Below are 24,186 nucleotides of genomic sequence, written 5' to 3'. Positions count from 1 at the left end.
TTGGCATCTGTTCTATCCAAGCGACACCACGCCCAGGTGGTTCTGCTAGCCTGCGCAAGACCGTTGGTCGACGGTCTTTTGTTTGCTACCTGGTACGTGTCTCTGTGTCATCTTCTCCTGCTTCGGTTACCGCATCTACTGCGGCCATGTCCCCGCTTTTCATCATCGGCTTGCTGGCCCTGCTGCTGGGCTTTCAGCCGCTGACCACCGATTTGTACCTGCCCGCCATGCCACTGCTGGCGCAGCAGCTCGATGCCTCCGTGTCACAGACACAAACCACGTTTTATGCACTGATTTTGGCCTTTGGCTGCTCACAGCTGGCATGGGGCCCTGCGTCTGACCGCTGGGGCCGTCGCCCCATCTTGCTGACAGGCATTGGCTTGTATGTGCTGGCAGCTCTGGGCTGTGTTTTCGCCCCCGACATGGATGCCTTGATCGCTTTTCGCGCACTGCAGGGCGCGGCCATGGGGGCGGTTGTCATGGCCGCACGCGCCATCGTGCGTGATCTGTACCAGCCTGTGCAAGGCGCTCAGGTCATGTCCAAAGCCTTGTCTGGCCTTGGCGTGCTGGCCTGCTGCAGCCCTTTGATTGGCAGCTGGCTGGCCATTCATGTGGGCTGGCGCTCCACCATGGCGGTGCTGGCTGTGGTGGGTATTGCCACCTGGCTGCTGGTGTGGCTGCGCTTTCAGGAAAGCATGCAGCACTTCAATCCACACGCACTGCAGCCACAGCGGCTGTGGCACAACTGGAGCGCCATTGTGCGCAACCGCACCTTTTTAGCCTACACCGCCACCACCACCTGCTCCTATGCAGGGCTGGTCGTCTTTCTCACCGGCTCGCCCTTCACGTTCATCGATGCACTGGGCTGGACAGCCACCGACGTAGGCTGGCTGCTGGCTGCCAATGGCGTGATCTATATCGGCGGCACCATGCTGTGCCGCAAACTGCTGCCACGCATGGGCGTGCGCAATACCGTGGCTGTGGCCGGTGCGCTGGCCATGCTGTGCGCCGTGCTGCTCATCGCGCTGGCTTTGGCCGATGTACGCAACGGCATGGCCTACGCCTGCGTGTGCCTGCTGTTTCCCATTGCCCACGGCATTCAGCAACCCTGCGGGCAAAGCGGTGCTGTCAGCACCTTCCCCAAAGCTGCAGGCATGGCCTCTGCCCTGAACGGCTGCATCATGATGCTGTTTGCCTTTGCCACCGGGCAAATTCTGGGACGCAGCTTCAATGGCACTGTGTACCCCTTGGTTTTCGGACTGGGATTCTGGTGTTTGGCCGCAGCCTTGGCATCATGGACGCTGGTGCGCCGCCACGGTGCCCCCAGCGCGCATTAAGGCACGCTGGTTTGGTTTGAACCGCTTTTCGTTTGCTGATCTTGACTGCCTCCACCCACACACTGCCCTGCATTGCCATTGCAGGCCCGACCGCCTCTGGCAAAACCAATGCTGCACTGGCGCTGGCCGCCGTTCTTGCTCAACGCGGCCAGGCCAGCGAAATCATCAGCGTGGACTCTGCACTGGTCTATCGCACCATGGACATCGGCACTGCCAAGCCCTCCGCCCAAGAGCAGGCGGCGGTGCCCCACCACCTGATTGATATTCTGGACCCCCTGCAGTCCTACAGCGCTGCGGAGTTTGTTCAAGACACCCAGCGTCTGGCTGGTGAAATCCGTGCACGCGGCGCAATTCCACTGCTGATAGGTGGCACCATGCTGTACTTCAAAGCCTTGCTCGATGGCATAGATGACATGCCTGCCGCAGACCCCGAAGTACGCGCCCAGCTGGATGCGCAGGCTGCAGAAATAGGCTGGCCAGCCATGCATGCACAGCTGGCCAAGGTAGACCCGGAGACTGCAGCACGCCTGGCCCCAGCAGACAGCCAGCGCATTCAGCGTGCGCTGGAGGTGTGGCATGTCTCCGGTCAACCGCTGTCCAGCTTTCATCAATCCAAAAAAAGAGCTGAAAACGCACAGCCTGCGTTCGATTGCACCCTCTTTTCTTTAGAACCCAATAACCGCGCCTGGCTGCACGAGCGGATTGCCCAGCGCTTTGACGACATGCTGCAAGCCGGCTTTCTGGACGAGGTCAAGGCCCTGCGCGCACGCGGCGACCTGCACCTTGATGTCTCCAGCATGCGCTGCGTGGGCTACCGTCAGGTGTGGGAAGAGCTGGACTGGCAAGAACGTCAGGGCAAGCCGAGCATCAACATGCATCTGGTGCGTGAAAAAGGCATTGCCGCCACCCGTCAGCTGGCCAAGCGCCAGATCACCTGGCTGCGCAGCATGCCCCAGCGCCACACCATTGCCTGCGATGACCCCATGGCCACCATGCATCTGGTGCAAGCAGCCTTGTCTGTGGTGCAGGCTGCCCAGGCACCCTCCAAAGCCTGAATGACCTCATGTGCAGGGTGCTCAACCTACGTTCTGACACACGGCTGCGCCTTGTGCAGGCCTAGGATGCATGTATTTGCTGGATCAAGGAGCCGCCCATGCCAAGCCCCCGCTTTTCGTTATTACCGCGCTGTCTCAGCTATGCAGCGCTGGCTGCCAGCCTGCTGATCTTGTCTGGCTGCGCGCAGGACCATTACTACCAGCCCTCTGAAACATCAGCCAGCCAGAAAAGTGGCGTAACGGTGTACGGTGAGATTGACACCAGCGTAGTGCGTACACGCTAGCTAGCCCTAGAGCCTGCAGCTACAGGCCGTCAGCATTGCGCTGCGACGGTTACCAAACGCTACGTTATCATTCACTAACTGCTCCCAATAGGGAGCAGTTTTTACGTGATCGGTGCCCACAAGCTGTTCTAGCAAGGGTTAAACGGGAAACAGGTGCGCTACACCCACTGGTGCCAGCCATGCCTGTGCTGCCCCCGCAACGGTAAATGCGATTAACTGCGTCATCAAACCACTGGAGCCCTGGCTCTGGGAAGGGGACGCAGCTGCCTGACCAGACAACGCATGAGCCCGGAGACCGGCCGAAACGTACTTGAGCGGATGTGCTGCGGGGTAGCTCAGACGCGCACAGCATCCGCTGTGCGCTGAGCACCGGCCACGCAGCCCATCCATGTGCGGCACACCACATCTTGCGGGGACGCAAGCCGTGGTCAGATGGGTCTTCTTCATGTCATTCCGTTTTTCCCGGTGCTCACTGGCTGTGAGCGCCGCCTTGTCCGTGCTTGCGCACGGTGCCAGCGCCCAAGAAACTTTCAACACCCCGGTGACCGTGTCTGCTACCCGCATAGACATGAGCGACCAAGATGCGCCCTACGCCTCTGAAGTCCACACCCGCAGCGATATTGAACGCTCTGGCGCCAGCTCGCTGTTTGATTATCTGGCCCAGCAAACCTCGCTGCAGGTCACACCCAGCTACGGCAACCGCTACGCCCCCCAAATCAGCATGCGTGGCTACGGCAACGATGGCTTTCAGAACCTCGTCATCTCCGTCAATGGCCGCCGTCTGAACAATATCGACATGGCACCGCAGCTCATCGGATCGATTTCCCTGAGCGACATTGAACGCATTGAAATCACCAAGGGCAGCGGCGCTGTCATGTTCGGCGATGGCGCTACTGCCGGCACCATTCAGATTTACACCAAACCCCACAACGGCGTCAGTCTGGAGACCTATGCCGGCAATTACGGCAACCGTGGCGCGATTGCCACTGCAGGCCTGGTGCGTGAAAAGTTTGACCTCTCAGCCACGCTGGACCACAGCAAGGCCGGCGGCTTCAGCGACAAAGATCCTTCGGGCCACAAAGACCAGTCAGAAGCCAACACCTGGCGTTTCGCCGCTGGTGTCAAGCCCGTCGACAACCTGCGCTTGGACTTTGAAGCTGGCTCCTCGCACATTGATACGCGCTACCCCAGCTCACTGACACTCAAAGAGTTCAATGCCACGCCGGGCATGAACAAAAACAGCCTCTATACCCAGCAAAAACTGCAAACTGACCACTGGAGCCTGGGCGCTGACTACCAGCTCAACACGCAATGGAAGCTCTCTGCGCGCCACCACGCCGAGGACAAGTCTTCGCTGTACCCAGCCTCTAAGTTCGCCTCAGACTACCGCTACATCTCCAACGAGCTGGCCTTGCAATACCAAAATGATGCTGTGGTCATCAACGCAGGTTTTCAGGATTTTGATGGCGTGCGCTCACAAGTGGACAACCGCACGACCAAAGACAATCGCGCACTCTTCCTGCAGGGCCAGTACATGCTGGATGCGCTCACGCTGTCGGCGGGTGTTCGCCGGGAACAGGTCACATACCGCTACAGCCCAATCGCAGGCCAGTCCATTGAATCCGACAAACGCCTGACCTCTTGGGAGCTGGGCGCCAACCACCGCCTGTCGCCCCAGCTGGCCTTGTTCGCCAACTACAGCGATGCCTTTGTTACCCCCGATGTGGATCGCTTTTTCACCACAGACTGGATGACCGGCATCACATCCTTTAATGGTTTCATTGAGCCAGCCAAGGTACGAACGCTGACCGTGGGCGCCAACCACAACACCGAGCGCAACCGTCTGAAGTTGTCTGCTTTTTACGCGAAGCTTTCCGATGAAATCTATCTGGAACCCTTCTCGTTCAAAAACACCAACATCGACAAATCGCACAAATACGGTATTGAGCTGCAAGACCGCCTGCAAATCTCGCCCCGCGTGACTGGCCATATCAACTACGCATGGACGCGCGCCATCATTGACCGCGAGAACGATGGCGCCGGTGCATTCAACGGTAAGGAGCTGCCTGGCGTCTCCCGCCACAGCATTGTTGTGGGCCTGAATGTGCGTGTGGCAGAGCACGGCAACCTGCACCTGTCGCACACCTGGCGCAGCAGCACATGGGCAGCGGGTGACTTTGACAACAACAACGTGCAAAAACAGCGTGCGTTTCAAAGCACTGATGTCACCTACCGCCACCAGCTGGCCAAACACTTTGAGATGTACGCAGGCATCAGCAATCTGTTCGATCGCAGCAACGGCATCTGGGTGCGTGACGACGCCATTTACCCAGTGAACTTTGAACGCACCTGGAAACTGGGTGCGCGCATTCAGTTTTAAGCACCTTCACACAGGCTGATGTGCATGTCGCAATCCATGCAACATGCATAAAAACAGCTGCCAGCGCTTATGAAAAAAAGCACTGGCAGCTGTTTTTTTTAGCTCATTGCTTTGCCAGAGAAACTTCAGGGCAACGCAGCAGGCCTGCCTGCCAAAGCGGTCTCACTGCCCGTGCAGCGCCACTTCCTGCTCCACCTCGGCATGCATTTGATGCATGCGGCTCGAAGGTGCTTTGCCCAGCAGGCTGAACACCACCACCGAGATCGATGACAGCACAAAGCCGGGGATGATTTCGTACATGCGAAAGATCGGATACACCTCTTTGTGGGGCACGCCATACATCTTCCACAGCAGCACCGTGACGGCGCCCACAATCATGCCGGCCAACGCGCCATTACGCGTCATGCGGCTCCACAGCAGCGACAGCAGCACAATCGGGCCAAACGCGGCACCAAAACCGGCCCATGCATAGCTCACCATGCCCAGCACCATGGACTTGGGGTCTTGCGCAATCACAATCGCAATCACCGCAATCGCAAACACCATGGCACGGCCAAACCACACCAGTTGCTTGTCACTGGCTGTCTTGTGCAAAAAGGTTTTGTAGATGTCTTGCGTGAGGGCGCTGGAGCACACCAGCAACTGGCACGACAAGGTAGACATCACCGCCGCCAGCACAGCAGCCAGCAGCACGCCCGCAATCCACGGGTTAAACAGCAGCTTCACGGCCTCCAGAAACACCGTCTCTTCATTGGCATTCACCATGCCCGCCACATCAGGGCGCTGGCCAAAAAAGGCAATGCCAAAAAAGCCCACGGCCACCGCACCGCCCAGGCACAGCATCATCCACGTCATGCCAATGCGGCGTGCCTTGGGAATGGTCTTGACCGACTCAGCGGCCATAAAGCGCACCAGGATGTGCGGCTGACCAAAGTAGCCCAGCCCCCACGCCAGCAACGAGACAATCGCCACCACGTCCAGCTTGCCCACCATGTCAAACGCACCGGGGCGTGTGACCTCAATCACCGCTGCCGATGCAGCCACACCGCCATCGGCGTAAATCACCATCAGCGGGGCCAAAATCAGCGCCGTAATCATCAGCGCAGCCTGAATCGTGTCAGTCCAGCTCACGGCCAGAAAGCCACCAATGAACACATAGGCCATGGTGGCCAGCGCCCCCACCCACAGCGCAGTCTGGTAATCCATGCCAAACATCGACTCAAACAGCCGCGCCCCAGCCACCACACCGGAGGCGCAGTAAATGGTGAAGAACACCAAAATCACCACAGCAGTGACGATGCGCAGCAAGCTGCTGGTGTCTTCAAAACGGTTGGTAAAGTAGTCGGGCAAAGTCAGCGCATTGCCCACCTTCTCGGTGTACACCCGCAGCCGGGCCGCCACAAAGCGCCAGTTCAGCCACGCCCCCATACACAGACCTACGGCAATCCAGGCTTCTGACAGGCCTGACAGGAACACCGCACCGGGCAAGCCCATCAGCAGCCAGCCACTCATGTCAGATGCACCGGCCGACAAGGCCGTCACCACACTGCCCAGGCTGCGCCCGCCCAGAATGTAATCCGAAAGATTGGTGGTAGCGCGGTAGCCCATCCAGCCGATCAGCAACATGCCAATCAGATAGATGGCAAACGTCACCAGCGTCGGTAAGTTGGCTGTCATTCGAATCTCTCCTCCAAGTCTTATCAATGGCGACAGGGCTGCCGCACACGTTCACGGCACTGCAACCGTGCTGACACCCAGATACAGCCATCCAACTGGCACAAGGAATCCGAACGGGCGCTCACCACAGCCCCGTGCACCAGGCATTCAAACCTAGTGCAAACCCTTAATTTAAACAGGTGTTGCCACCGCCCGACGAATGGTCACTCCTATGCCGTCCGTCGCCGGTGGACATTGCTGCGACAGTCAACTCCCCATTGCCAAAGCACCCTTGCTGCACCTCAGCTTGCCGATTTGGGTACAGTAACCCCCCTTGCCAAGCCCGGCCCGCGCATCCGCGCATGCACACAAGAACACCATGACCCAAGATAACGACCGCATCAAAGAACTCAAAAAAATTGAAATGTGCGATGCCTGTGCAGGTATCCAGCGCAACTGGCGCAAGACCCCCGGCCATGTGGAACTGGCTCAGGGCACCAACTACACGCGCGAGCGTGAAACCGGCAAAGTCACCGTCACCCGCTATGTGTGCGAGCGTTGCGGCACCAACTGGGAATACGAAAACGACAAGAAGAACCAGCACGCAGGCTGGTCGCTCACCGGTCGCCGTGCCACCAAGAACTAAAAGCTATGGCTGCTCGCGCTGACTGCATCAGCGCCCAGTGCCAAAAGCCAAAAGCACCTTGAAAGCTGCCCTGCACACGCCAAGGCAGCTTTTTTTGCGCGCTGGCGCACCCAGCGGCAGTCACTCAGCCCACTCAACCTGCTTGGCAGGCTTTGACGGCGGCAGCCAGCCCTGCACAGGCACTGCTCAAAGGGCGTGGCCCGGCAGTCACCAACTGCGCCGCGCCCCCCATTGACGCCTGTGCCAGCACCACCTGCGCTGCCCCCTGCGCATACGCTGCATCTGCGGCACGGGCCACACAAACCCAGTAGGCTGACAGTTGCCCTGCTTTGAACAAGGCCCAGGCCCCCTCCACCAGACGCACATCCACTACCGCCAGGGGGTGATGGGCCGCAGCGTGCAAAAACAGCTCTGTGGTGGGCTGCACGGTGGTGGCCACTGCACACAGAACCACTACACGACCATTCACACGGGCCGCCGCTTGCGCCAAGGCAGCATCGGTGCGCAATACCGGCACCCGCGTTTGCGACAGCATGGTATGGGCCACCGGCCCCAGCGTAGAACACGTCAGCAGCACTGCGTCGGCTGAAAAAGCCAGCTCCATCAAGGCACGCTGCGTGGCATCCTCAATCTGAGCTGTCACCCCGCCAGCCGCTTCGGCATCAGCCAATAAATCGGGGCGCACGCCATGGCAAAGCACCCCGGCTGGCAGGCCCAGTTGCAGGGCCGCATCTTCAAAAACAGCCACATTGCTGTGTGCAGTATGCAGGCAGGCAATACGCATGAATGTTTCCTGTTTTTTTCTTAACAGCAGACATAAAAAAGCTGCCGTGCCACATGGCACAGGCAGCCTTGGTGCAGACCTGTCTTCAGTGCTTAAAAACCTGCGCCTGGCTGGCTCAGGTATTCTTTTTCTGCAGGGGTGCTTGCACGGCCCAAAATGCTGTTGCGGTGCGGAAAGCGTCCAAACTGCTCAATCACCACCTGGTGCTTGCGCGCGTAATCCAGCGTCATGCCAAAGAACTCCTGCAGCTCAGGGCTGGCCTCCAGTGCCAGTTGCTCAAACGCCACCACACTGTTTTCCTGCATGCCCGCATCTTCAGCATGCTCCAGCGGCAGGTACAAAAAGATGCGTGCCACGGTTGGAATGCTGTCATCCACATCCCAGCCCCGGTCAATCCCCTTCAAGGTCAATTGCAGCGCCTTGGCATCGCCTGCAAAGCTCTTGGGCGTGCCGCGATAGGCATTGCGCGTGAACTGGTCCAGCACAATCAGCACCGAAAGCAGCCCCAATGGCGACTCCATCGCCTCACCATCGAGTTTGCCCGCCAGCGCCTCCTGCAGCACTGCGCCAAACAGGTGGCGGATCTCTTCATCCGTGGTTTCCGACTTGGTGAACCACAACGATTTGCGCGACAGCGCACTCTCGTTGGTCGGCATTTCTGCGCCCAACCAGTACTCCAGCACCTGCGACAGGCGCGGGTCCAGCGCGTGTGCAATCGGCAAAGACAGTGGCTTGGGGGTGTCAGACATGGGCAATCCCTTTTCTCAGTAACTCAACCTATCTACTACGCCGACTGAGCAATCACAGTACGGCAGCCTGTGCGGGCATGGTGCATGGCTGTGTCACAAATGGCAAGGCAAGCAAGCCATAGGCGCACCCCAGCCAAGGGTTGCCACTTTGCTACACCAGCAGCGGCCAGAAGCAACGGCCTGTCGTGAGCATGCAACAACGTCATTTTAAAAAAGCAATAGCTGCCTGCGCATGCTGCCAAAGCGCTAACAGCCGAAAACACCATCAAACGCGGACAACACAAGTCAGACAGCCCACTCGACTATGACAGGGCACATCCATGCATTCCCCTATAAACCGAAACCAATTGATACAAACTGCGATCCAGCCTGCACACCCAGGGTTACACACACCACAGATACATGGCAACGCTGCTGATACCTGCACTGGGCACTTGTGCCAACCGCATGGCAACAGGTGAAAACAACAGAAGAAATAAGCCATGGAAACGCTGATCTCACCCATCCCGCTGCTCACGGCTTGCCTCTTCGTCATTGCAATTCTCGGCATTGCCTATCTGTGCTGGCGCGCTCAGTCGCTGCACTTTCTGTTGCGTCGTTTCTGGCTGCTGGTTCATGGCAACAAAGACATTCCAGACCCACGCATTCAAAGCTTCACGCAAGACCAAACCAGCCTCTACGCCTTTCGCCTTTTCAGCGGCACACAGGTACAAAGTCTGGCGCAAGCACACCAGTTGATTGCGTGGAGCGAAAAGCAGCTAGTACCCATGACCACCATCAGCGCTTGTGGTGACTACTTTGATTTAGAAAACCACCTAGTGCTCATTGACAAACTGCCGGGCAAGTTCTTCAGAGCTGCACTTGCCTTGTGGCTTGCAATACTCATTGTCGCCATTGGGGTGAGTATCTTTGTTGCCATCGCTAAACCTGGGCTGGCCACCCTCAAAGCCACTGACAGCTGGATTGTCTTGAATGAAGACAGCGTGGAACGCGTATTCGCATGGCCTTTGGTCACGCCTTCATTGGAGCGCGGTGATTGCCAAAAGCAAAACCCAGCCCGCTTACAAGCCACCGGTTTTACCCCACCAGAAATTCAAACCATCTGTGAATTGTTTGAAATCAAAGAATGGCGTAAACACATTGCACAAATCAAAAAAGACCAGCGCAACACTTTTCTAATGATGGCGTTCGTACTTGTGGCTTTTTTTTACATGCATGTGCGAAATGCCAACAAGCACTTTTACGCCAGAGAACTTCACAAAAAACTGACACTAACTAAGGAGAGAGAAATTGGAAACACAACACCTTGAATATGCAGGTTTCTGGGCACGCACCGGTGCTGGATTAATTGACGGATTTTTGCTCTTGCTCATCACCATGCCTGTTCTGATCTCTATTTACGGGTGGGAATATTTAGAAGCTGAAGACCTAGTGATGGGCCCGGCAGATTTCTTAATCAGTTGGGTGTTGCCCGCACTTGCTACTGTGCTTTTTTGGCTCTACAAAAACGCGACCCCGGGCAAGATGGCCATTAAGGCACAAGTGGTCGATGCCCAAACAGGTCACAGCATCAGCGTAGGCCAAGCCATGCTGCGTTACCTCGGTTACTTTCTTGCAATCCTTCCGCTGGGTTTGGGTATTTTCTGGGTCGCCTTCGACAGCCGCAAGCAAGGCTGGCATGACAAGATCGCAGGGACTGTCGTCGTCAAACGTACCAATACAGGGCCTGAGCCAGTGCGATTTCACTAGCTCTTAAATAAAATTCTGAAGTGACCGATGGTGGCGGTACTCACTTCAGAACTAAATGCGGGTCGATTCACTTCAAGTCACTCTTAGAAGAATTTTCTGTAGCTCACCGATAGCCCCATATTGAACTCACTGGAAAACGCATCCCGCTCAGCGCCAATGTCAACGGCCACTGCACTGGCAGCGTCCAGGTGGTAAACGTATCCGGCAGAGACGTATGGGCGCAGCGCTTTGCGCTTCAAAGCACTTTCCAGATTAAAGGTCTCGGCCCCTGGCACATCTGAGGTGCCAGCAAACTTCATGCGCTGAACGCTCAGGTCCTGCTCAACCCCCGCCGCCAGCCGAAGCTGTGTCTTACTGCCCACGGCCTTTTGCGCCGTCACACCCAGCCCCAGCACCGTGGCCTTGAGGCTGGCTTTTTGATAAGAGGCCCGGAAATCGCCATGGGCCTCGTCATAGGCGGCAAACTTGCTGCGCTGCTGCGTCAGGGCCACTTCTGGCGTGACCAGCCAGCCGTTTGCATGGCGCATGCCAAAGCCCAGCGCCACGCGGGCAGCCAGCGCATCTAAGTTTGCAGAGCCGCTTACCAGCTCAACGTTGCTCAGAGCCTGTCCCCGTGTAATGGTGTTTTTTTGCTGGCTGTATCCCAGCGAAGCTTGCAGCTGCCAGCCGTTGCCCGCCTGCCCAGACTGGCTATAGGCCAGCCAGCCGCTGAGGCCATAGGTGCTATCAGGGTTCACCGCGCTATGGCGCAAGCTGGCGTGCCCCAGCAGCAGGTTGCCGCCCCAGGTCCACTGCTCACTCAGGCCGTAGCCCAGCGTCACCACCCCCTGTGTCTGCTGCCGCCGGCCAATGCCTGCATCAGCGCCCACCGTATCAAAGGAGCCAGTCACTTTAAAACAGCTCACGCCGGCCTTGCCAGTGGCGCACTGCGTTTGCAGCAGATGGTCCATGCGCATTTGCTGCCGGGCTGCGGCCAGCTCTTTATCTGCCGCCAGCTTTGGCAGCGAAGACTGCAAATTACCCGTGTCTTGCATCTTTGTGCGGTAGATAAAGGCACGAGCTAGCCCTTGATCATTGAGCGAACTTCCCACCACAGTGCGGCCATCGGCACTGACCGCACTGGCCGTACTCCAGCCCGTGCCATCGGCTGTTAAATCGCCCAAGTCTTGTATGCCGCCATCACTGCTCCAGCGAAAAGCATGCTGACCTGCGCTGTAATTGCTCGCATCCCCCACCACCACACTGCCATCGGCACTGGCCGCAGTGGCCACACTCCAGCCCGTACCATTCGCTGTTAAATCGCCCAGCTCTTGCATGCCGCCGTCGCTGGTCCAGCGAAAAGCGTGCATATTTACTCCAGAGCCATAATCTGCGCTACCCACCACAACGCGGCCATCGGTGCTGACTGCATAGGCCTGACTCCAGCCCGTGCCGCTGGCCGTGAAATCACCCAGGTCCTGCATGCCGCCAGCGCTGGTCCAGTGAAAGGCGTGGTACTTCACGCCAGAGCCGTAGCCAGCCTGCCCCACCACCACGCTTCCATCGGCACTGACTGCGGAGGCCGAACTCCGCCCCGTGCCACTGGCCGTCAAGTCGCCCAGGTCCTGCATGCCGCCGGCGCTGGTCCAGCGAAAAGCGTGCGAATTGGCACCAGTGCCGTAATCAGCTCCACCCACCACGGTGCTGCCATCGGCGCTGATCGCATTGGCATAACTCATCCCCGTACCACTGGCCGTCAAATCGCCCAGGTCCTGCATGCCGCCGGCGATGGTCCAGCGAAAGGCATGCGGCCTCCAGTTTGAGCCGTAGCTAGCATTGCCCGCCACCACGCTGCCATCGGCACTGACCGCAGTGGCCACACTGATGCCCGTGCCGCTGGCTGTTAAATCGCCCAGGTCTTGCATGCCGCCAGCGCTGGTCCAGCGAAAAGCGTGTGCACCAATGTTGGAGTAGTCCGCCTGCCCCACCACCACGCTTCCATCGGCACTGACCGCACTGGCCACACTCCAGCCTGTGTTATTGGCTGTGAAATCGCCCAAGTCCTGCATGCCGCCATCAATGGTCCAGCGAAAGGCGTGGTAGTTCCCCCTTGAGCCGTACTCCACCCGCCCCACCACCACACTGCCATCGGCACTGACCGCATTGGCATAACTATCTTCCGTCCCGGCTGATGGGACGCCAGCCAAGTCTTGCATGCTGCTTAAACCTGCGGCATATACCTGCGCATGAGCAGTTGCTGCAAGCAGCGGTAAAAGAAAATTGGATAAAGTTAGTTTTTTCATAAGAAATAAACCTTCGCTCAATGAGCGCTGTATTTATGAAAACCTCTCTCAAATATGTATTGCCGCTACGGCAGCCATTAGCAGGAGAGAAAAGATAAAAATTCAAAGATGCAGCAGGGCATCAATCAAATTTGAGGTAAACGCCCTAAAAAAACCCAGCGGCTGCTATGCAACGGCTGGGGTCAGGGTGACGGCATTAATCACTGAATGAATTCAAGATGACTGCTCCAACAACAACAGCAGCAGGAGATGCATGCCATAACGCCATCAATGCCCACGTAGTGCAGGGAGCTGCCGCAAAAGTCTTCAATGTCTTACTGAATCAGGGCGTTCTGAAAATTCGCTTTTATTAGCGAGCCAAAATTCTACAAATATGAAAACAATTAATAAACAAGAAATTTCTTGATAACTAGCAAGAAATTTCCTAAATGCAAAAAACAAATATTTATTTGATTTTCTTTAATTCTTATTCATTAAAAATAATTTCATTAATTAATGAGGTTTTTAAAAATTTCAATATTAAACAGTTAAATATTTGGCTTCTACCGATCGATATCCAATTTGGCGAACCGTGGCACTAAATATTCAATCATTCGCAATGCATCAATTCCATCGTTTGTCACACCTGTGGCCCCAAAGCCAATGGCCAAAAAAGCTTGGCAAATGGCCTCGAAAATCAACGGATGATCATCAACAATCAAGGCTTTCTTCCTCATGGTTCATTGAAACCTTAAGAGGTACCTCTTTTCTCTAACCGCAAAGAGCATTAGGCGTGCCATGACCGGCTCAGCCGTGTCAATCGGCGTATCCGTCATAACTTAAATTTTGAAGAAATGCGGGTCGATTCACTTCAAGTCACTCTTAGAAGAATTTTCTGTAGCTCACCGATAGCCCCATATTGAACTCGCTGGAAAACGTATCCCGCTCAGCGCCAATGTCCACGGCCACTGCACTGGCAGCGTCCAGGTGGTAAACGTATCCGGCAGAGACGTACGGGCGCAGCGCTTTGCGCTTCAAAGCACTTTCCAGATTAAATGTCTCGGCCCCTGGCACATCTGAGGTGCCAGCAAACTTCATGCGCTGAACGCTCAGGTCCTGCTCAAGCCCCGCCGCCAGCCGAAGCTGTGTCTTACTGCCCACGGCCTTTTGCGCCGTCACACCCAAAGCCAGCACCGTGGCCTTGAGGCTGGCTTTTTGATAAGAGGCCCGGAAATCACCCTTGGCCTCGTCATAGGCGGCAAACTTGCTGTGCTGCTGCGTCAGGGCCACTTCTGGCGTGACCAGCCAGCCGTTTGCATGGCGCACGCCAAAGCCCAGCGCCACGCGGGCAGCCAGTGCATCTAAGTTTGCAGAGCCGCTTACCAGCTCAACGTTGCTCAGCGCCTGTCCCCGTGTGATGGTGTTTTTTTGCTGGCTGTATCCCAGCGAAGCTTGCAGCTGCCAGCCGTTGCCCGCCTGCCCAGACTGGCTATAGGCCAGCCAGCCGCTGAGGCCATAGGTGCTATCAGGGTTCACCGCGCTATGGCGCAAGCTGGCGTGCCCCAGCAGCAGGTTGCCGCCCCAGGTCCACTGCTCACTCAGGCCGTAGCCCAGCGTCACCACCCCCTGTGTCTGCTGCCGCCGGCCAATGCCTGCATCAGCGCCCACCGTATCAAAGGAGCCAGTCACTTTCAAACAGCTCACACCGGCCTTGCCAGTGGCGCACTGCGTTTGCAGCAGATGGTCCATGCGCATTTGCTGCCGGGCTGCGGCCAGCTCTTTATCTGCCTCCAGCCTTGGCAGCGAAGACTGCAAATTACCCGTGTCTTGCATTTTTGTGCGGTAGATAAAGGCACGATTTACTCCTTGATCATTGCTCGCAGTACCCACCACCGTGCGGCCATCGGCACTGACCGCATCGGCCTGGCTCCGGCCCGTGCCGTTGGCCGTCAAGTCACCCAGGCCTTGCATGCCGCCGTCACTGGTCCACAGAAAGGCGTGATTCTTTGAGCCGTCGCCGTAGTCAGCCCGCCCCACTACAGCGCTGCCATCGGCGCTGGCCGCCAAAGCCATACTGGAGCCCGTGCCGTGGGATGTAAAGTCGCCCAGGCCCTGCATGCCACCATCACTGGTCCAGCGAAAAGCGTGGTATTTGACTCCTGAGCCATAGTCAGCCCGCCCCACCACAACGCGGCCATCGGCGCTGACTGCATGGGCCTGACTCCCTCCCGTGCCGTTGGCCGTCAAGTCACCCAGGTCCTGCATGCCACCGCCAGTGGTCCAGCGAAACGCGTGGTCCTTAGCTCCCGAGCCGTAGCTAGCCCAGCCCACCAGAACGCTGCCATCTGTACTAATCGCCTTGGCCTGACTTTTCCCCGTATTGCTGGCCGTTAAATCACCCAAGCCCTGCATGCCGCCCTCGCTGGTCCAGCGAAACGCGTGATACCTGCTGGAGTCATATGCAGCCCGCCCCACCACGACATTGCCATCAGCACTGACCGCAGTGGCCGTACTCCACTCAGTGCCAGTGGCCGTCAAGTCGCCCAGGTCCTGCATGCCACCCTCGCTGGTCCAGCGAAACGCGCGGTACTTACGTCCTGAGCTGGAGGTCGCCTCCCCCACCACAACACGGCCATCGGCGCTGACTCCAGAGGCAAAACTCCCGCCCATACCGTTGTAAAAGTCGCCCAGATCCTGCATACCACCGGCGCTGGTCCAGCGAAAAGCGTGTGAAACTATGGGGGAGTAGCTCGCCCAGCCCACAATAACGCTGCCATCGGCACTGATCGCATTGACAACACTTTGCCCTGTCCCGCCGACTGTTAAATCGCCCAGGTCTTGCATGCCACCGTCAATGGTCCAGCGAAAGGCGTGATGCATCCAACTAGAACCAAAGGTAGCCCCGCCCGCAACAACGCTGCCATCGGCACTGACTGCGTTGGCATAGCTCCACTCCGTGCCCGTGCCGCCGACTGTTAAATCATCAAAATCTTGCATGACATTCCACCCCTGGGCATGTACCTGTGCATGAGCAGTTACTGCCAGCAGCGGTAAAAGCAGGTTGGCTAAGTTTAGTTTTTTCATAAGAAATAAACCTTCGCTCAATGAGCGCTGTATTTATGAAAGTCCCTCTCAAATGTGTATTGCCGCTACGGCAGCCATTAGCAGGAGAGAAAAGATAAAAATTCAAAGATGCAACAGGGCATCAATCAAATTTGAGGTAAACGCCCTAAAAAAACCCAGCGGCTGCTATGCAACGGCTGGGGTCAGGGTGACGGCGTAAATCACTGAATGAATTCAGGATGACTGCTCCAGCAGCAGAAGGCGATGCATGCCATAACGCTATCAATGCCCACGCAGCGCAGGGAGCACATGGAGCGCCGCAATAATCGTCAATGTCTTACTGAATCAGGGTGTTCTGACTATTCGCTTTTATCAGCGAGCCAAAATTCTACAAAAACGAGAAGAACTAATAAATAAGAAATTTCTTAATAACTAGCAAGATTATTCTTGAATGCAGAGAATAAATATGGATTTTAAAATATCCACTTTTCAGCAACGTGGTTGCATCCATCACTGTGCAATAGATTGTCGGCTCGCAGCATGGGTGCTGAGCTAGCGGCTTCAGTTTGCGGCACTAGCCACCGGAGGCAGCACGACACGGCGCTTAAAGCTCGTGGATCGAGATCAATAAAAGGGAAAAGCTCAAAGCGCCGCGAGGCACGGCATTTGATTTTATTTACTTTACCAAAAAATGTTTGGTTTGCAAAATCAAATAAATGCTTTAACAGCAAACATGATTTTTAAATCAATCCGGTCTCTCATATTTACAAGATGAATAACCCATACAAGAATAAAACACCGAATAATGTGCAGCTTAAATAACATCAAACCCTCACAATAAAAGATAAAAATCATCTGATATGCTGCAATCTGGATTGAAATGCAGGGTAGCAAGCAGCCAAAGCAATTAAATATTTGGGCTTTGACGAAGCATCAGCCGCATCTCAATGCTCTTCAGAAATTTTCAGAAGCAAGGTACCCATGCTCTCCCACCTTCTCCTTGGCACCAATAACCCCCAAGCCAGCCGCCAGTTCTATGACGCCATGCTGGGCGTTTTGGGCGCAGCCCCCAGCATTCACTTGAATGTGAATGGTTTTGAACGCTATGTATGGGACCACGATGGCACGCGCCTGATGGTTGCTACGCCGCGTGATGGCGAGGCTTGCACCCACTACAACGGCTTTACGCTGGGGTTCAAAGCCACGTCGATTGCGCAGTTGCACCAGGCGCTCGACGCCGCACTGGCCCACGGCGGCGTCGCTGTGGAAGATGCCCCGGGCTGGCGCAAAGCGCCGGGCAATGACCGCTATCTGGCCTATGTGCGTGACCCGGCAGGCCACAAGCTGTGCCTGATGTTCCGTGAGGCATGGGCAAAATCTGCATAAAACAGAGCAGCTAACGCTTGCTGCATTAATGCCAGAGGTCTATTTGGCTCTCGAGCTTGTACACCTGAGAGCAGACCAGCCAGCCATCGCAGCGGACGCCAGAGTCCTTCATTGCTGCGGCAACTGTTTGAACGTAACGGCCAAGCCGCGCAGTGCGTTTTGCCGGACAGCCGTCGGCAGACACGCTTGTTTGGTGACTTTGTTGTCGCGCACAACAAAGTTACTCGTCCGCCGGTGCGACAAACTGGCTCGAGCCCTGAGCGCAGGCATGGCGTGGTTACGCATAAAGATGATAGACAAATCAGCCTGCAGCGCAGGTACAGAAACCGCTGACTGCTATCAAATATAAAACCATCCATCACCTGCGCGACGCGGCTGCGCCGATTGCGCCACTAGCATGTTGCACGGGCAGCAGCCTTTAAAAAACCAAAGGAGACAGACACCATGTTCAGCCACATCATGCTCGGCGCCAATGACCTTGATGCATCCGTGAAGTTCTACAACGCGCTGCTGGGCGCAGTGGGCGGCAAGCCCGGCGTGCAAGACCGCCACCGCTATTTCTGGCGCCATGCAGGCAGCACCTTTAGCGTGACCACGCCCATCAACGGCGAGCCCGCTACGGTATCCAACGGCTTTACGCTGGGTTTTTCCGCTGATTCGGTCGAGCAAGCGACGAAAGCCTATGAAGCAGCACTGGCCGCTGGCGGCACCGCCATTGAAGACGCCCCAGGCTGGCGCGGCGATGAGCGCATGAAGCTGTATCTGGCTTATCTGCGCGACCCATCGGGCAACAAGGTGTGCCTGATGCACCGCCCACCTAAACCTCAATAAATCAAAGCGCCCAAGCACCTGCTGCACCACGCAGCTTGTGCCCCAGGCCACTGCCCAGCAGTGGCCTTTTTTGACTCAGCAACCAATTCAAGGTCCTTGACCATGGGCACTTGACCGCAGGCAGCGGCATGTCATATGCACGGCACCCTTTAAGACGTATCGCGCACAGCAAGCACTGCGCATGCACGCCAGATGCCCTATGGGCCAGCGGTTGCGCCGCAGGGGTGGCTTCTCCTTAGCGCATTCAGAACAAACGACAGGAATTTTTATAAATCAAACTGTCAGTTTCTAAAAATTATCGAAATATCATTTCTATCTGCCATCACAGATATTTATCTGAAGCTATGGCTTTGCTGAGTTTTTGCAATTTATAAATGAACATTTTGTTTTTTTGATTGCAAAATGTGCCAGTTCGCCAGTGCAATACCCGCACAACCGGGCACTGTCACAGCGTTGAGAGGCTTGCGTGGATTGGCGCCATCCACGGCATTTCATTAATCGCAACCCCTTTGGTGGGCATTTATGAATGAAATCGTAGTCACCGCTTACAACCCCTTCTATGTGGCGCTCTCTTTCTTTTGTGCATTCATGGGGGCCTATACCGCCTTGGCCTGTGTGTACAAATTGCTGGCCTACCAGAAGGCTCACATCAATCACCGCCTGGATCAGCTGACCGGCAAGCGCACGCAGCTAGCGGCGGTGCCCACCCCCAAGATGTACTTTGCCACCTTGCTGGTGGCGGGCATTGCATTTGGCGGGCTGGGGGTGTGGTCGATGCACTTCATTGGCACGCTGGCTTTGCGCATGCCGATTGCGGTGGATTACTCGATCGGCATCACCTTGCTGTCATTGCTGGCCGCCGTAGCTGCGGCCACATGGGGGCTGGGCATTGTGGCCGAGAACCCGCACAGCAAAACCCGGCTGGTATTAGCCGGTGCTATTTTGGGGCTAGGGGTGAGCGCCATGCACTATCTGGGCATGTACAGCATGAACTTTGATGGGTTCTTTTTATGGAATCTGGGCATGGTGGCGCTGTCGTGCCTGATTGCGTTTGTAGCGGCAACGGCTGCCTTGTGGATGGCTTTTGCCGCTTCATCCAACTACGCACGCTTGTTTGCGGCGGCGTTGATGGGTGTGGCCGTGTGCGCCATGCACTACACAGGCATGGCTGCGGCCGATGTGGTGTGCACCACCAGCACACCGCTGCTGCCACTGAACAGCGCCCGCGCCATTAGCGTGCCGCAACTGCCTGTGCTGCTGGTGATGCTGATTGTGGTGATTACCTTTATCGTTGCGCTGAACCGCATGTATACACGCCAGTTCAAGACTTAGCGCCGCGCATGCAGGCTGGCAGCCACGCACAGACAACAAAAAAGCCCGCTACGTAAGCAGCGGGCTTTTTTATTTGGAATTGGACGGCGATTCTTACGCGATCACCGTGTTACGGCAGAACGTCTCTGCAGCTGTCACTTTAATTTTTTTCGTCGAAGTGCACGACGTACTGGCGTGAGATACAGCATTGTTTGCGCAAACAACCTCGAAATTATAACTTAATTCTCAAAATTAAGCAATCGTACTAACTTTCAATGCTAAAGAGCGCTGTCTGTTGTGCAGAGGCCAGGCATGCAAGCTGGCTCAGCCTTCGGCCTTAAAGCCAGTACTTTTCACGACCGGGCCCCACTTTCCAATATCAGCTTTAAGCATTTGGGCAAATGCATCACGCGAAGATGGAGTGACGCCGAATGCCATTTCGGCCAAAGCTTTTTGCACTTTGGCACCCGAAAAACTGTGGGTGGCGGCCGTATGCAAGCGAGCCAGCACTTCCGGTTTGGTGCCCCTGGGGGCCAGCAAGCCAAACCACTCCTGTGATGTCATGTCACCCATGCCCAGCTCTGCAAAGGTGGGCACATTCGGAAGCTGGGCGATGCGCTTGGCGCTGCTGACTGCCAGTGTGCGAACCTTGGGGCTGTCTGCGTAGGGGATGGCTTCGCTCACGACATTAAAGCTGGATGAAAGCTGCCCACCCATGACATCTTGCAGGGCCAAGGCTCCGCCTTTATAAGGCGCATGCACATAGTTAGCACCCACTCTTGAAGCAAACATGGCACCCAGAAAGTGCGGCGTAGTACCTGCACCGGGTGAACCATAGGAGGCTTGCTGCGGATTGGCCACCAGCCACGCGCCAAACTCTTTGAGTGAGCGAACACTGTCTGGCACCAGAGAGCCAACATTCACGCTATAGGGCAAAGCGCACAAGGAGGCAATGGGGGCCAAATCGGTCAGCGGGTTGTAGCTGAGCTTGTCGTACACATGGGGATAGATGGTGAGGATGGAGCCGGGGGTGAGCAGCAGGGTCAGCCCATCGGGTTTGGCGTTCTTGACGGCGTCCACGGCAATGCGCCCGCCTGCGCCGGGGCGGTTGTCTACCAGCACAGGCTGGTCAATTTCATCGGCAAGGTATTGCGCCAGCTGGCGCGCCACGTAATCGGCAGAACCCCCAGCTGCAAAGCCCACGACAAGACGAACCGCTTGTTTGGCATGGCTGGTGTTGAGCATCCAGGGAGAAACGCTGAGCGCTGCGGCAGAGGCAGCAAGAAAATGGCGGCGCGAAGTCATGGTGAATGCTTTGTCTGGAATTATTCAAAATGCAATGAGAATTAAATGCAGAGAAATGGCATCGGACTGATGGCATTGCATCGGTGGCAGAAAAACATGCCCGGTGAAGCCCCCCATCACCGCCCTGCCCCATTTTTAGCTTCTCATTGTGATTGGGCGCGATTTTAGAAAGCGTTCTCGCACGTTCTTGCTCAATGAGGTCCAAGAGCAGCTAGGGATTACCAGCTTGCGGCATTGACATGAATAGATTAGGGTTAACCATTAATGCGCCATTAATACTGCATTCAGTTAAAACCTGCACCAGCCTCTGTCCGCACAACGATTTCATGCTTCATCAGGGCCAACCCACACGCAGGAAAAATGCACCAAATTCATCAAAAGCCCCTGAATTAGTCAAATATTGCGCAGCTGCTCACGCCACATTCAAATAAAAATCAAAGAAATGGGCTCGCACAGCCCATGAATAAAACGATATTCGCTATCTTTTAAATAGCATTTTTGCGACCCATATACCCGCTATGTTCAGCCGCGCCCGGTGGGCAGTGCTATGCCGCACTGCTGCATGCCGAAAAAGACTGTGCCCCATACTTGGGCCGTCTTTCAACCCTCGCCTGCCTGTAGAGCAGGTGGCGCACACAGGAGAATGCGTGCAATCAGCAAGCGACCAATGGTTCGACGAGGCGTACTACCAGCGCTTTTACTTTGACAAAAAGACCAGCGTGGTGGACCCCGAGCACATTGAGCGTCTGGGCACTTTTGTGTGCAGCTATTTGAAGTATTTGCGGGTTCCCGTTGCACGCGTACTGGATGTGGGCTGTGGCATTGGCCTGTGGAAGGATGTGGTGCAAAAGCAGTTCCCCGGCTGCAGCTACCAGGGAGTGGAGTTCAGCGAGTACCTGTGTGGCCGCTTTGGCTGGGAGCGCGGCTCTGTGGTGAATTACAAGTCCAGCGAACCCTTCGATCTGGTCATTTGCCAAGGCGTACTGCCCTACCTGAGCCCTGCCGATCTCAAGCTGGCACTGCACAACCTGGGCCAGCTCTCGCGGGGGGCGCTGTATCTGGAGGCAGTGGCACGCGAGGACTATGAGCGTGACATCATCGATGAAGACCTGACGGACCCCCGCCTCTTTCGCCACCGTGCAGCGCTGTACCGCCAGGGGCTGGCGCAGAACTTCAATGAACTGGGCGGCGGGCTGTGGCTCAGCCGCAAGGCGGCAGTGCCCGTGTTCGAGCTGGAGTGTGCAGGCGGCGGGCACTAAGACCTGCAAACGCCACGCTGGATACGTCGCTGCTTGGCCTTGTCGCACGCCTGTACTGCCTGCGGCTTCGCGCATCGCCTTCAAGGCAAATCAAAGATTTGCTCGATGGTGTGAACGGCTCTAAACGCTGCAGCCCCCACCCAGCAAGCCGCTGACTGGCGTTTGAGGCAAAGCAGCAATGCATCAGCTCCAAGCAGGGCAAGCACTTTGGTCTGCACCCCTGTGGGTAAGCAGCGACAATCCATCGCTTGCCCATGTCTGCTTTACCCCCACTCTTTCCTCATGCTGTTGCGCGTTTGCGTGCCGCACGCCTTGCGCTCAGCACACGGCCATTCTTGGCCCGTGGCGGCCCCAAAGGTGAGCGCTGTGACGGCTGCCGCCTGCGCCCCAGCCATTGCCTCTGTGCTCTGCGCCCTGACTTGAACACCCACGCAGGCATGTGCCTGCTGATGCACGATGCCGAGCCCATGAAGCCCAGCAACACAGGCTGGCTGATTGCCGACGTTGTGCGCAGCACCTTTGCCTTTGGCTGGAGCCGCACCGAAGTCAGCGAAGAGTTGATGGCTTTGCTGCAAGACCCGCAATGGCAGCCATATGTGGTCTTTCCCGGAGAATTTGTGCAGCCCCCAGAGCGCGTGATGCACGCACTGCCTGCAGCCTCTGCGGCGTCTGCGGGCTACGCTCGACGCCCTTTGTTTATCTTGCTGGACGGCACATGGTCCGAGGCCCGCAAGATGTTCCGCAAAAGCCCATATCTGGACGGTCTTCCGGTGCTGAGCCTCAAGCCTGAACAGATTTCGCGCTACCGCCTGCGACGCTCCAAACGCGAAGACCACTTTTGCACCAGCGAAGTGGCTGCACTGTGCCTGGAGCTGACGCAGCATCCGCAGGATATGCACGCAGGCCATGTGCTGGAGCACTACCTTGAGGTGTACACCCACCACTATCTGCAGGCCAAAAATCAGTTGCTGCCAGATACCAACAGCGTGGCACACACCGCTTTTCGCGCAGCACAGCAGCCATCGTGAATACAGCGGGCAGGCATGCCCGTGACCATAATTTGCATAACACCGGGATGTCTTAAGCCAGTGGGACAATTTGCAGCAACGGCTGCTGGATGTGCATGGCGGCCCATGTGAATGCGAACCCCCATGAAGTCTGTTGCGAAGTTCTCCCTGACATCGGTGGCTGTTTCTGCCGCCTTTTTTGCGTCTGCTTTAACGGCCGTGGCTGCCACGCCTGACTCCCCCACGCTGCAGCGCTGGCAAGCCGGTGGCACCGTAGTGCTGGGGGTTCGTGAAAGCGCAGCGCCCATGTCATATGCGCTGGGGGCCAATGAAAAGTTTGTGGGCTATCACACGGAGTTGTGCGAAAAAGTGGTGCATGCCATTGCGCCCAAGGCCAAGCTGAAATATATGGTGCTGACGGCGCAGAACACCATGCCCTTGATCCACAACGGCACGGCAGACTTCAATTGCGCCAGCATGACCAACAGTCTCAAGCGCCAGGATCAGGTAGCGTTTGGACTCACCACTTATGTCAGCGAAGTGCGCATGGCTGTGGCCAAGAGCAACCCCATCAGCAGTTTCAAGCAACTGGATGGCAAAAAGGTGGCAGCGATTACCGGCACCACGGCCGTACAGATTTTGCGCCGTTATGCGGCGGACAACGGCATTCAGTTTCAGACTTTGATGGCCAAGGACCACTTTGAAGCCTTCTTGCTGCTTGAGTCTGGCCGCGTGGACGCTTTTGTGCTGGACGACAACATGCTGGCCGGTGTGATTGCGCAAAGCAAAAACCCGCAAGACTACAAAATTGCGGGTGAAGTCATTGGCGCAGAGCCGATTGCCATTCAATTTAGCAAGAGCGACCCGGCAATCAAGCAGGCCGTGGACGATGTGATCCGCCAGTTGATTGCCAACGGAGAGATAGAGCGCCTGTACGCCAAGTGGTTTACGCAGCCGATTGCCCCCAAGAACATGAACTTGAATTTGCCGATGGGCATTACGCTCAAGAAGATGCTGGCTCAGCCCAATGATGTGCCGGTGGAGCAATTTGACAGCGTGCGATAAGCCAGTCTCTTGCAACGCAGTGGCCCGCAGTGCCCGCATTGCAGGCTCACAGTGCCCC

Annotated in this window: 20 protein-coding genes and 1 riboswitch; of the genes, 13 read left to right on the top strand and 7 right to left on the bottom strand. The window is 56.5% G+C overall.

Annotated features, from left to right (window positions below):
• Positions 1–146: 146 nt before the first annotated feature.
• The 4 genes from IB213_RS07415 to IB213_RS07400 all read left to right on the top strand — a co-directional run bounded on the left by IB213_RS07415 (position 147) and on the right by IB213_RS07400 (position 5,056).
• Positions 147–1,337 carry a multidrug effflux MFS transporter gene (locus IB213_RS07415; protein WP_192406083.1) on the top strand — a complete coding sequence of 397 codons (1,191 nt, stop codon included), beginning with the start codon at positions 147–149 and terminating at the stop codon, positions 1,335–1,337.
• A gap of 41 nt (positions 1,338–1,378) precedes the next feature.
• On the top strand, positions 1,379–2,392 hold the full coding sequence (gene miaA, locus IB213_RS07410; RefSeq protein WP_225561014.1) for a tRNA (adenosine(37)-N6)-dimethylallyltransferase MiaA: 1,014 nt from the start codon (positions 1,379–1,381) through the stop codon (positions 2,390–2,392).
• A 98-nt stretch (positions 2,393–2,490) separates the two neighbouring features.
• Positions 2,491–2,676 carry a hypothetical protein gene (locus tag IB213_RS07405; RefSeq protein ID WP_191722984.1) on the top strand — a complete coding sequence of 62 codons (186 nt, stop codon included), beginning with the start codon at positions 2,491–2,493 and terminating at the stop codon, positions 2,674–2,676.
• A gap of 93 nt (positions 2,677–2,769) precedes the next feature.
• A riboswitch (cobalamin riboswitch) is annotated at positions 2,770–2,995 on the top strand.
• Positions 2,996–3,121: 126 nt separating this feature from the next.
• A complete protein-coding gene (locus tag IB213_RS07400; RefSeq protein ID WP_192405856.1) occupies positions 3,122–5,056 on the top strand; it encodes a TonB-dependent receptor in 1,935 nt (644 codons plus the stop codon).
• 162 nt (positions 5,057–5,218) lie between these two features.
• On the opposite strand, the gene putP is transcribed toward IB213_RS07400, so the two are convergent.
• Complete coding sequence (gene putP / locus IB213_RS07395) at positions 5,219–6,733, bottom strand: sodium/proline symporter PutP (RefSeq protein ID WP_192405855.1); 1,515 nt, start codon at positions 6,731–6,733, stop codon at positions 5,219–5,221.
• Between the two features lie 358 nt (positions 6,734–7,091).
• On the opposite strand from putP, the gene IB213_RS07390 reads away from it, so the two are divergent.
• Positions 7,092–7,358, top strand: a complete 267-nt coding sequence (locus tag IB213_RS07390) for a hypothetical protein (RefSeq protein ID WP_191722987.1) — start codon at positions 7,092–7,094, stop codon at positions 7,356–7,358.
• Positions 7,359–7,491: 133 nt separating this feature from the next.
• Here IB213_RS07390 and IB213_RS07385 read toward each other — a convergent pair whose 3' ends face one another.
• Together IB213_RS07385 and IB213_RS07380 are read right to left on the bottom strand one after the other, a co-directional pair.
• Positions 7,492–8,142: an aspartate/glutamate racemase family protein gene (locus tag IB213_RS07385; RefSeq protein WP_191722988.1), complete on the bottom strand. Its 651-nt coding sequence runs from the start codon at positions 8,140–8,142 to the stop codon at positions 7,492–7,494.
• Positions 8,143–8,234: 92 nt separating this feature from the next.
• Entirely contained in the window at positions 8,235–8,891 is a 657-nt protein-coding gene (locus tag IB213_RS07380) for a DUF924 family protein (RefSeq protein WP_191722989.1), read from the bottom strand.
• Between the two features lie 482 nt (positions 8,892–9,373).
• Between IB213_RS07380 and IB213_RS07375 the strand changes: the two genes are divergently transcribed.
• On the top strand, positions 9,374–10,201 hold the full coding sequence (locus IB213_RS07375) for a DUF6216 family protein (RefSeq protein WP_225561013.1): 828 nt from the start codon (positions 9,374–9,376) through the stop codon (positions 10,199–10,201).
• Entirely contained in the window at positions 10,182–10,640 is a 459-nt protein-coding gene (locus IB213_RS07370; RefSeq protein WP_192405853.1) for an RDD family protein, read from the top strand. The genes IB213_RS07375 and IB213_RS07370 overlap by 20 nt, the downstream gene beginning before the upstream one ends.
• Before the next feature lie 83 nt (positions 10,641–10,723).
• Here the strand turns inward: IB213_RS07370 and IB213_RS07365 are convergent, their stop codons facing one another.
• The 3 genes from IB213_RS07365 to IB213_RS07355 form a co-directional block, all read right to left on the bottom strand.
• On the bottom strand, positions 10,724–12,835 hold the full coding sequence (locus IB213_RS07365) for an autotransporter domain-containing protein (RefSeq protein ID WP_192405852.1): 2,112 nt from the start codon (positions 12,833–12,835) through the stop codon (positions 10,724–10,726).
• Between the two features lie 629 nt (positions 12,836–13,464).
• On the bottom strand, positions 13,465–13,623 hold the full coding sequence (locus IB213_RS07360) for a hypothetical protein (RefSeq protein ID WP_192405851.1): 159 nt from the start codon (positions 13,621–13,623) through the stop codon (positions 13,465–13,467).
• A gap of 160 nt (positions 13,624–13,783) precedes the next feature.
• The gene (locus tag IB213_RS07355) at positions 13,784–15,985 is read right to left on the bottom strand and encodes an autotransporter domain-containing protein (RefSeq protein WP_192405850.1); all 2,202 of its coding nucleotides are present in this window, start codon (positions 15,983–15,985) and stop codon (positions 13,784–13,786) included.
• A 960-nt stretch (positions 15,986–16,945) separates the two neighbouring features.
• On the opposite strand from IB213_RS07355, the gene IB213_RS07350 reads away from it, so the two are divergent.
• The 3 genes from IB213_RS07350 (at position 16,946) to IB213_RS07340 (ending at position 19,513) form a co-directional block, all read left to right on the top strand.
• Positions 16,946–17,350, top strand: coding sequence for a VOC family protein (locus tag IB213_RS07350; protein ID WP_192405849.1), 405 nt, complete (start codon positions 16,946–16,948; stop codon positions 17,348–17,350).
• A 444-nt stretch (positions 17,351–17,794) separates the two neighbouring features.
• Positions 17,795–18,181 carry a VOC family protein gene (locus IB213_RS07345; RefSeq protein WP_191722992.1) on the top strand — a complete coding sequence of 129 codons (387 nt, stop codon included), beginning with the start codon at positions 17,795–17,797 and terminating at the stop codon, positions 18,179–18,181.
• Positions 18,182–18,703: 522 nt separating this feature from the next.
• On the top strand, positions 18,704–19,513 hold the full coding sequence (locus tag IB213_RS07340; protein WP_192405848.1) for an MHYT domain-containing protein: 810 nt from the start codon (positions 18,704–18,706) through the stop codon (positions 19,511–19,513).
• Between the two features lie 303 nt (positions 19,514–19,816).
• Here IB213_RS07340 and IB213_RS07335 read toward each other — a convergent pair whose 3' ends face one another.
• Positions 19,817–20,797: a tripartite tricarboxylate transporter substrate binding protein gene (locus IB213_RS07335; RefSeq protein WP_192405847.1), complete on the bottom strand. Its 981-nt coding sequence runs from the start codon at positions 20,795–20,797 to the stop codon at positions 19,817–19,819.
• Between the two features lie 647 nt (positions 20,798–21,444).
• Here IB213_RS07335 and IB213_RS07330 point away from each other — a divergent pair.
• The 3 genes from IB213_RS07330 to IB213_RS07320 all read left to right on the top strand — a co-directional run bounded on the left by IB213_RS07330 (position 21,445) and on the right by IB213_RS07320 (position 24,128).
• Entirely contained in the window at positions 21,445–22,056 is a 612-nt protein-coding gene (locus tag IB213_RS07330) for a trans-aconitate 2-methyltransferase (protein ID WP_191722995.1), read from the top strand.
• 254 nt (positions 22,057–22,310) lie between these two features.
• Positions 22,311–23,084 (top strand): tRNA-uridine aminocarboxypropyltransferase, encoded by a 774-nt coding sequence (locus IB213_RS07325; RefSeq protein WP_192405846.1) that lies wholly within the window; start codon positions 22,311–22,313, stop codon positions 23,082–23,084.
• A gap of 123 nt (positions 23,085–23,207) precedes the next feature.
• The gene (locus IB213_RS07320) at positions 23,208–24,128 is read left to right on the top strand and encodes an amino acid ABC transporter substrate-binding protein (RefSeq protein ID WP_225214075.1); all 921 of its coding nucleotides are present in this window, start codon (positions 23,208–23,210) and stop codon (positions 24,126–24,128) included.
• The last annotated feature ends 58 nt before the right edge of the window (positions 24,129–24,186 follow it).

Source organism: Comamonas sp. CMM02, assembly GCF_014851485.1.
In the GTDB taxonomy this organism is placed as follows: domain Bacteria; phylum Pseudomonadota; class Gammaproteobacteria; order Burkholderiales; family Burkholderiaceae_C; genus Comamonas; species Comamonas avium.
This window is presented reverse-complemented; position numbering and strand designations above follow the sequence as displayed.

Coding starts and splice junctions, on each gene's coding strand:
- IB213_RS07405 (WP_191722984.1), top strand. CDS start 2,491: ATGCCAAGCCCCCGCTTTTCGTTATTACCGCGCTGTCTCAGCTATGCA.
- IB213_RS07400 (WP_192405856.1), top strand. CDS start 3,122: ATGTCATTCCGTTTTTCCCGGTGCTCACTGGCTGTGAGCGCCGCCTTG.
- IB213_RS07365 (WP_192405852.1), bottom strand. CDS start 12,835: ATGCAAGACTTGGCTGGCGTCCCATCAGCCGGGACGGAAGATAGTTAT.
- IB213_RS07320 (WP_225214075.1), top strand. CDS start 23,208: ATGAAGTCTGTTGCGAAGTTCTCCCTGACATCGGTGGCTGTTTCTGCC.
- IB213_RS07350 (WP_192405849.1), top strand. CDS start 16,946: ATGCTCTCCCACCTTCTCCTTGGCACCAATAACCCCCAAGCCAGCCGC.
- IB213_RS07415 (WP_192406083.1), top strand. CDS start 147: ATGTCCCCGCTTTTCATCATCGGCTTGCTGGCCCTGCTGCTGGGCTTT.
- IB213_RS07375 (WP_225561013.1), top strand. CDS start 9,374: ATGGAAACGCTGATCTCACCCATCCCGCTGCTCACGGCTTGCCTCTTC.
- IB213_RS07325 (WP_192405846.1), top strand. CDS start 22,311: ATGTCTGCTTTACCCCCACTCTTTCCTCATGCTGTTGCGCGTTTGCGT.
- IB213_RS07380 (WP_191722989.1), bottom strand. CDS start 8,891: ATGTCTGACACCCCCAAGCCACTGTCTTTGCCGATTGCACACGCGCTG.
- IB213_RS07345 (WP_191722992.1), top strand. CDS start 17,795: ATGTTCAGCCACATCATGCTCGGCGCCAATGACCTTGATGCATCCGTG.
- IB213_RS07390 (WP_191722987.1), top strand. CDS start 7,092: ATGACCCAAGATAACGACCGCATCAAAGAACTCAAAAAAATTGAAATG.
- IB213_RS07340 (WP_192405848.1), top strand. CDS start 18,704: ATGAATGAAATCGTAGTCACCGCTTACAACCCCTTCTATGTGGCGCTC.
- IB213_RS07385 (WP_191722988.1), bottom strand. CDS start 8,142: ATGCGTATTGCCTGCCTGCATACTGCACACAGCAATGTGGCTGTTTTT.
- IB213_RS07355 (WP_192405850.1), bottom strand. CDS start 15,985: ATGAAAAAACTAAACTTAGCCAACCTGCTTTTACCGCTGCTGGCAGTA.
- IB213_RS07335 (WP_192405847.1), bottom strand. CDS start 20,797: ATGACTTCGCGCCGCCATTTTCTTGCTGCCTCTGCCGCAGCGCTCAGC.
- putP (WP_192405855.1), bottom strand. CDS start 6,733: ATGACAGCCAACTTACCGACGCTGGTGACGTTTGCCATCTATCTGATT.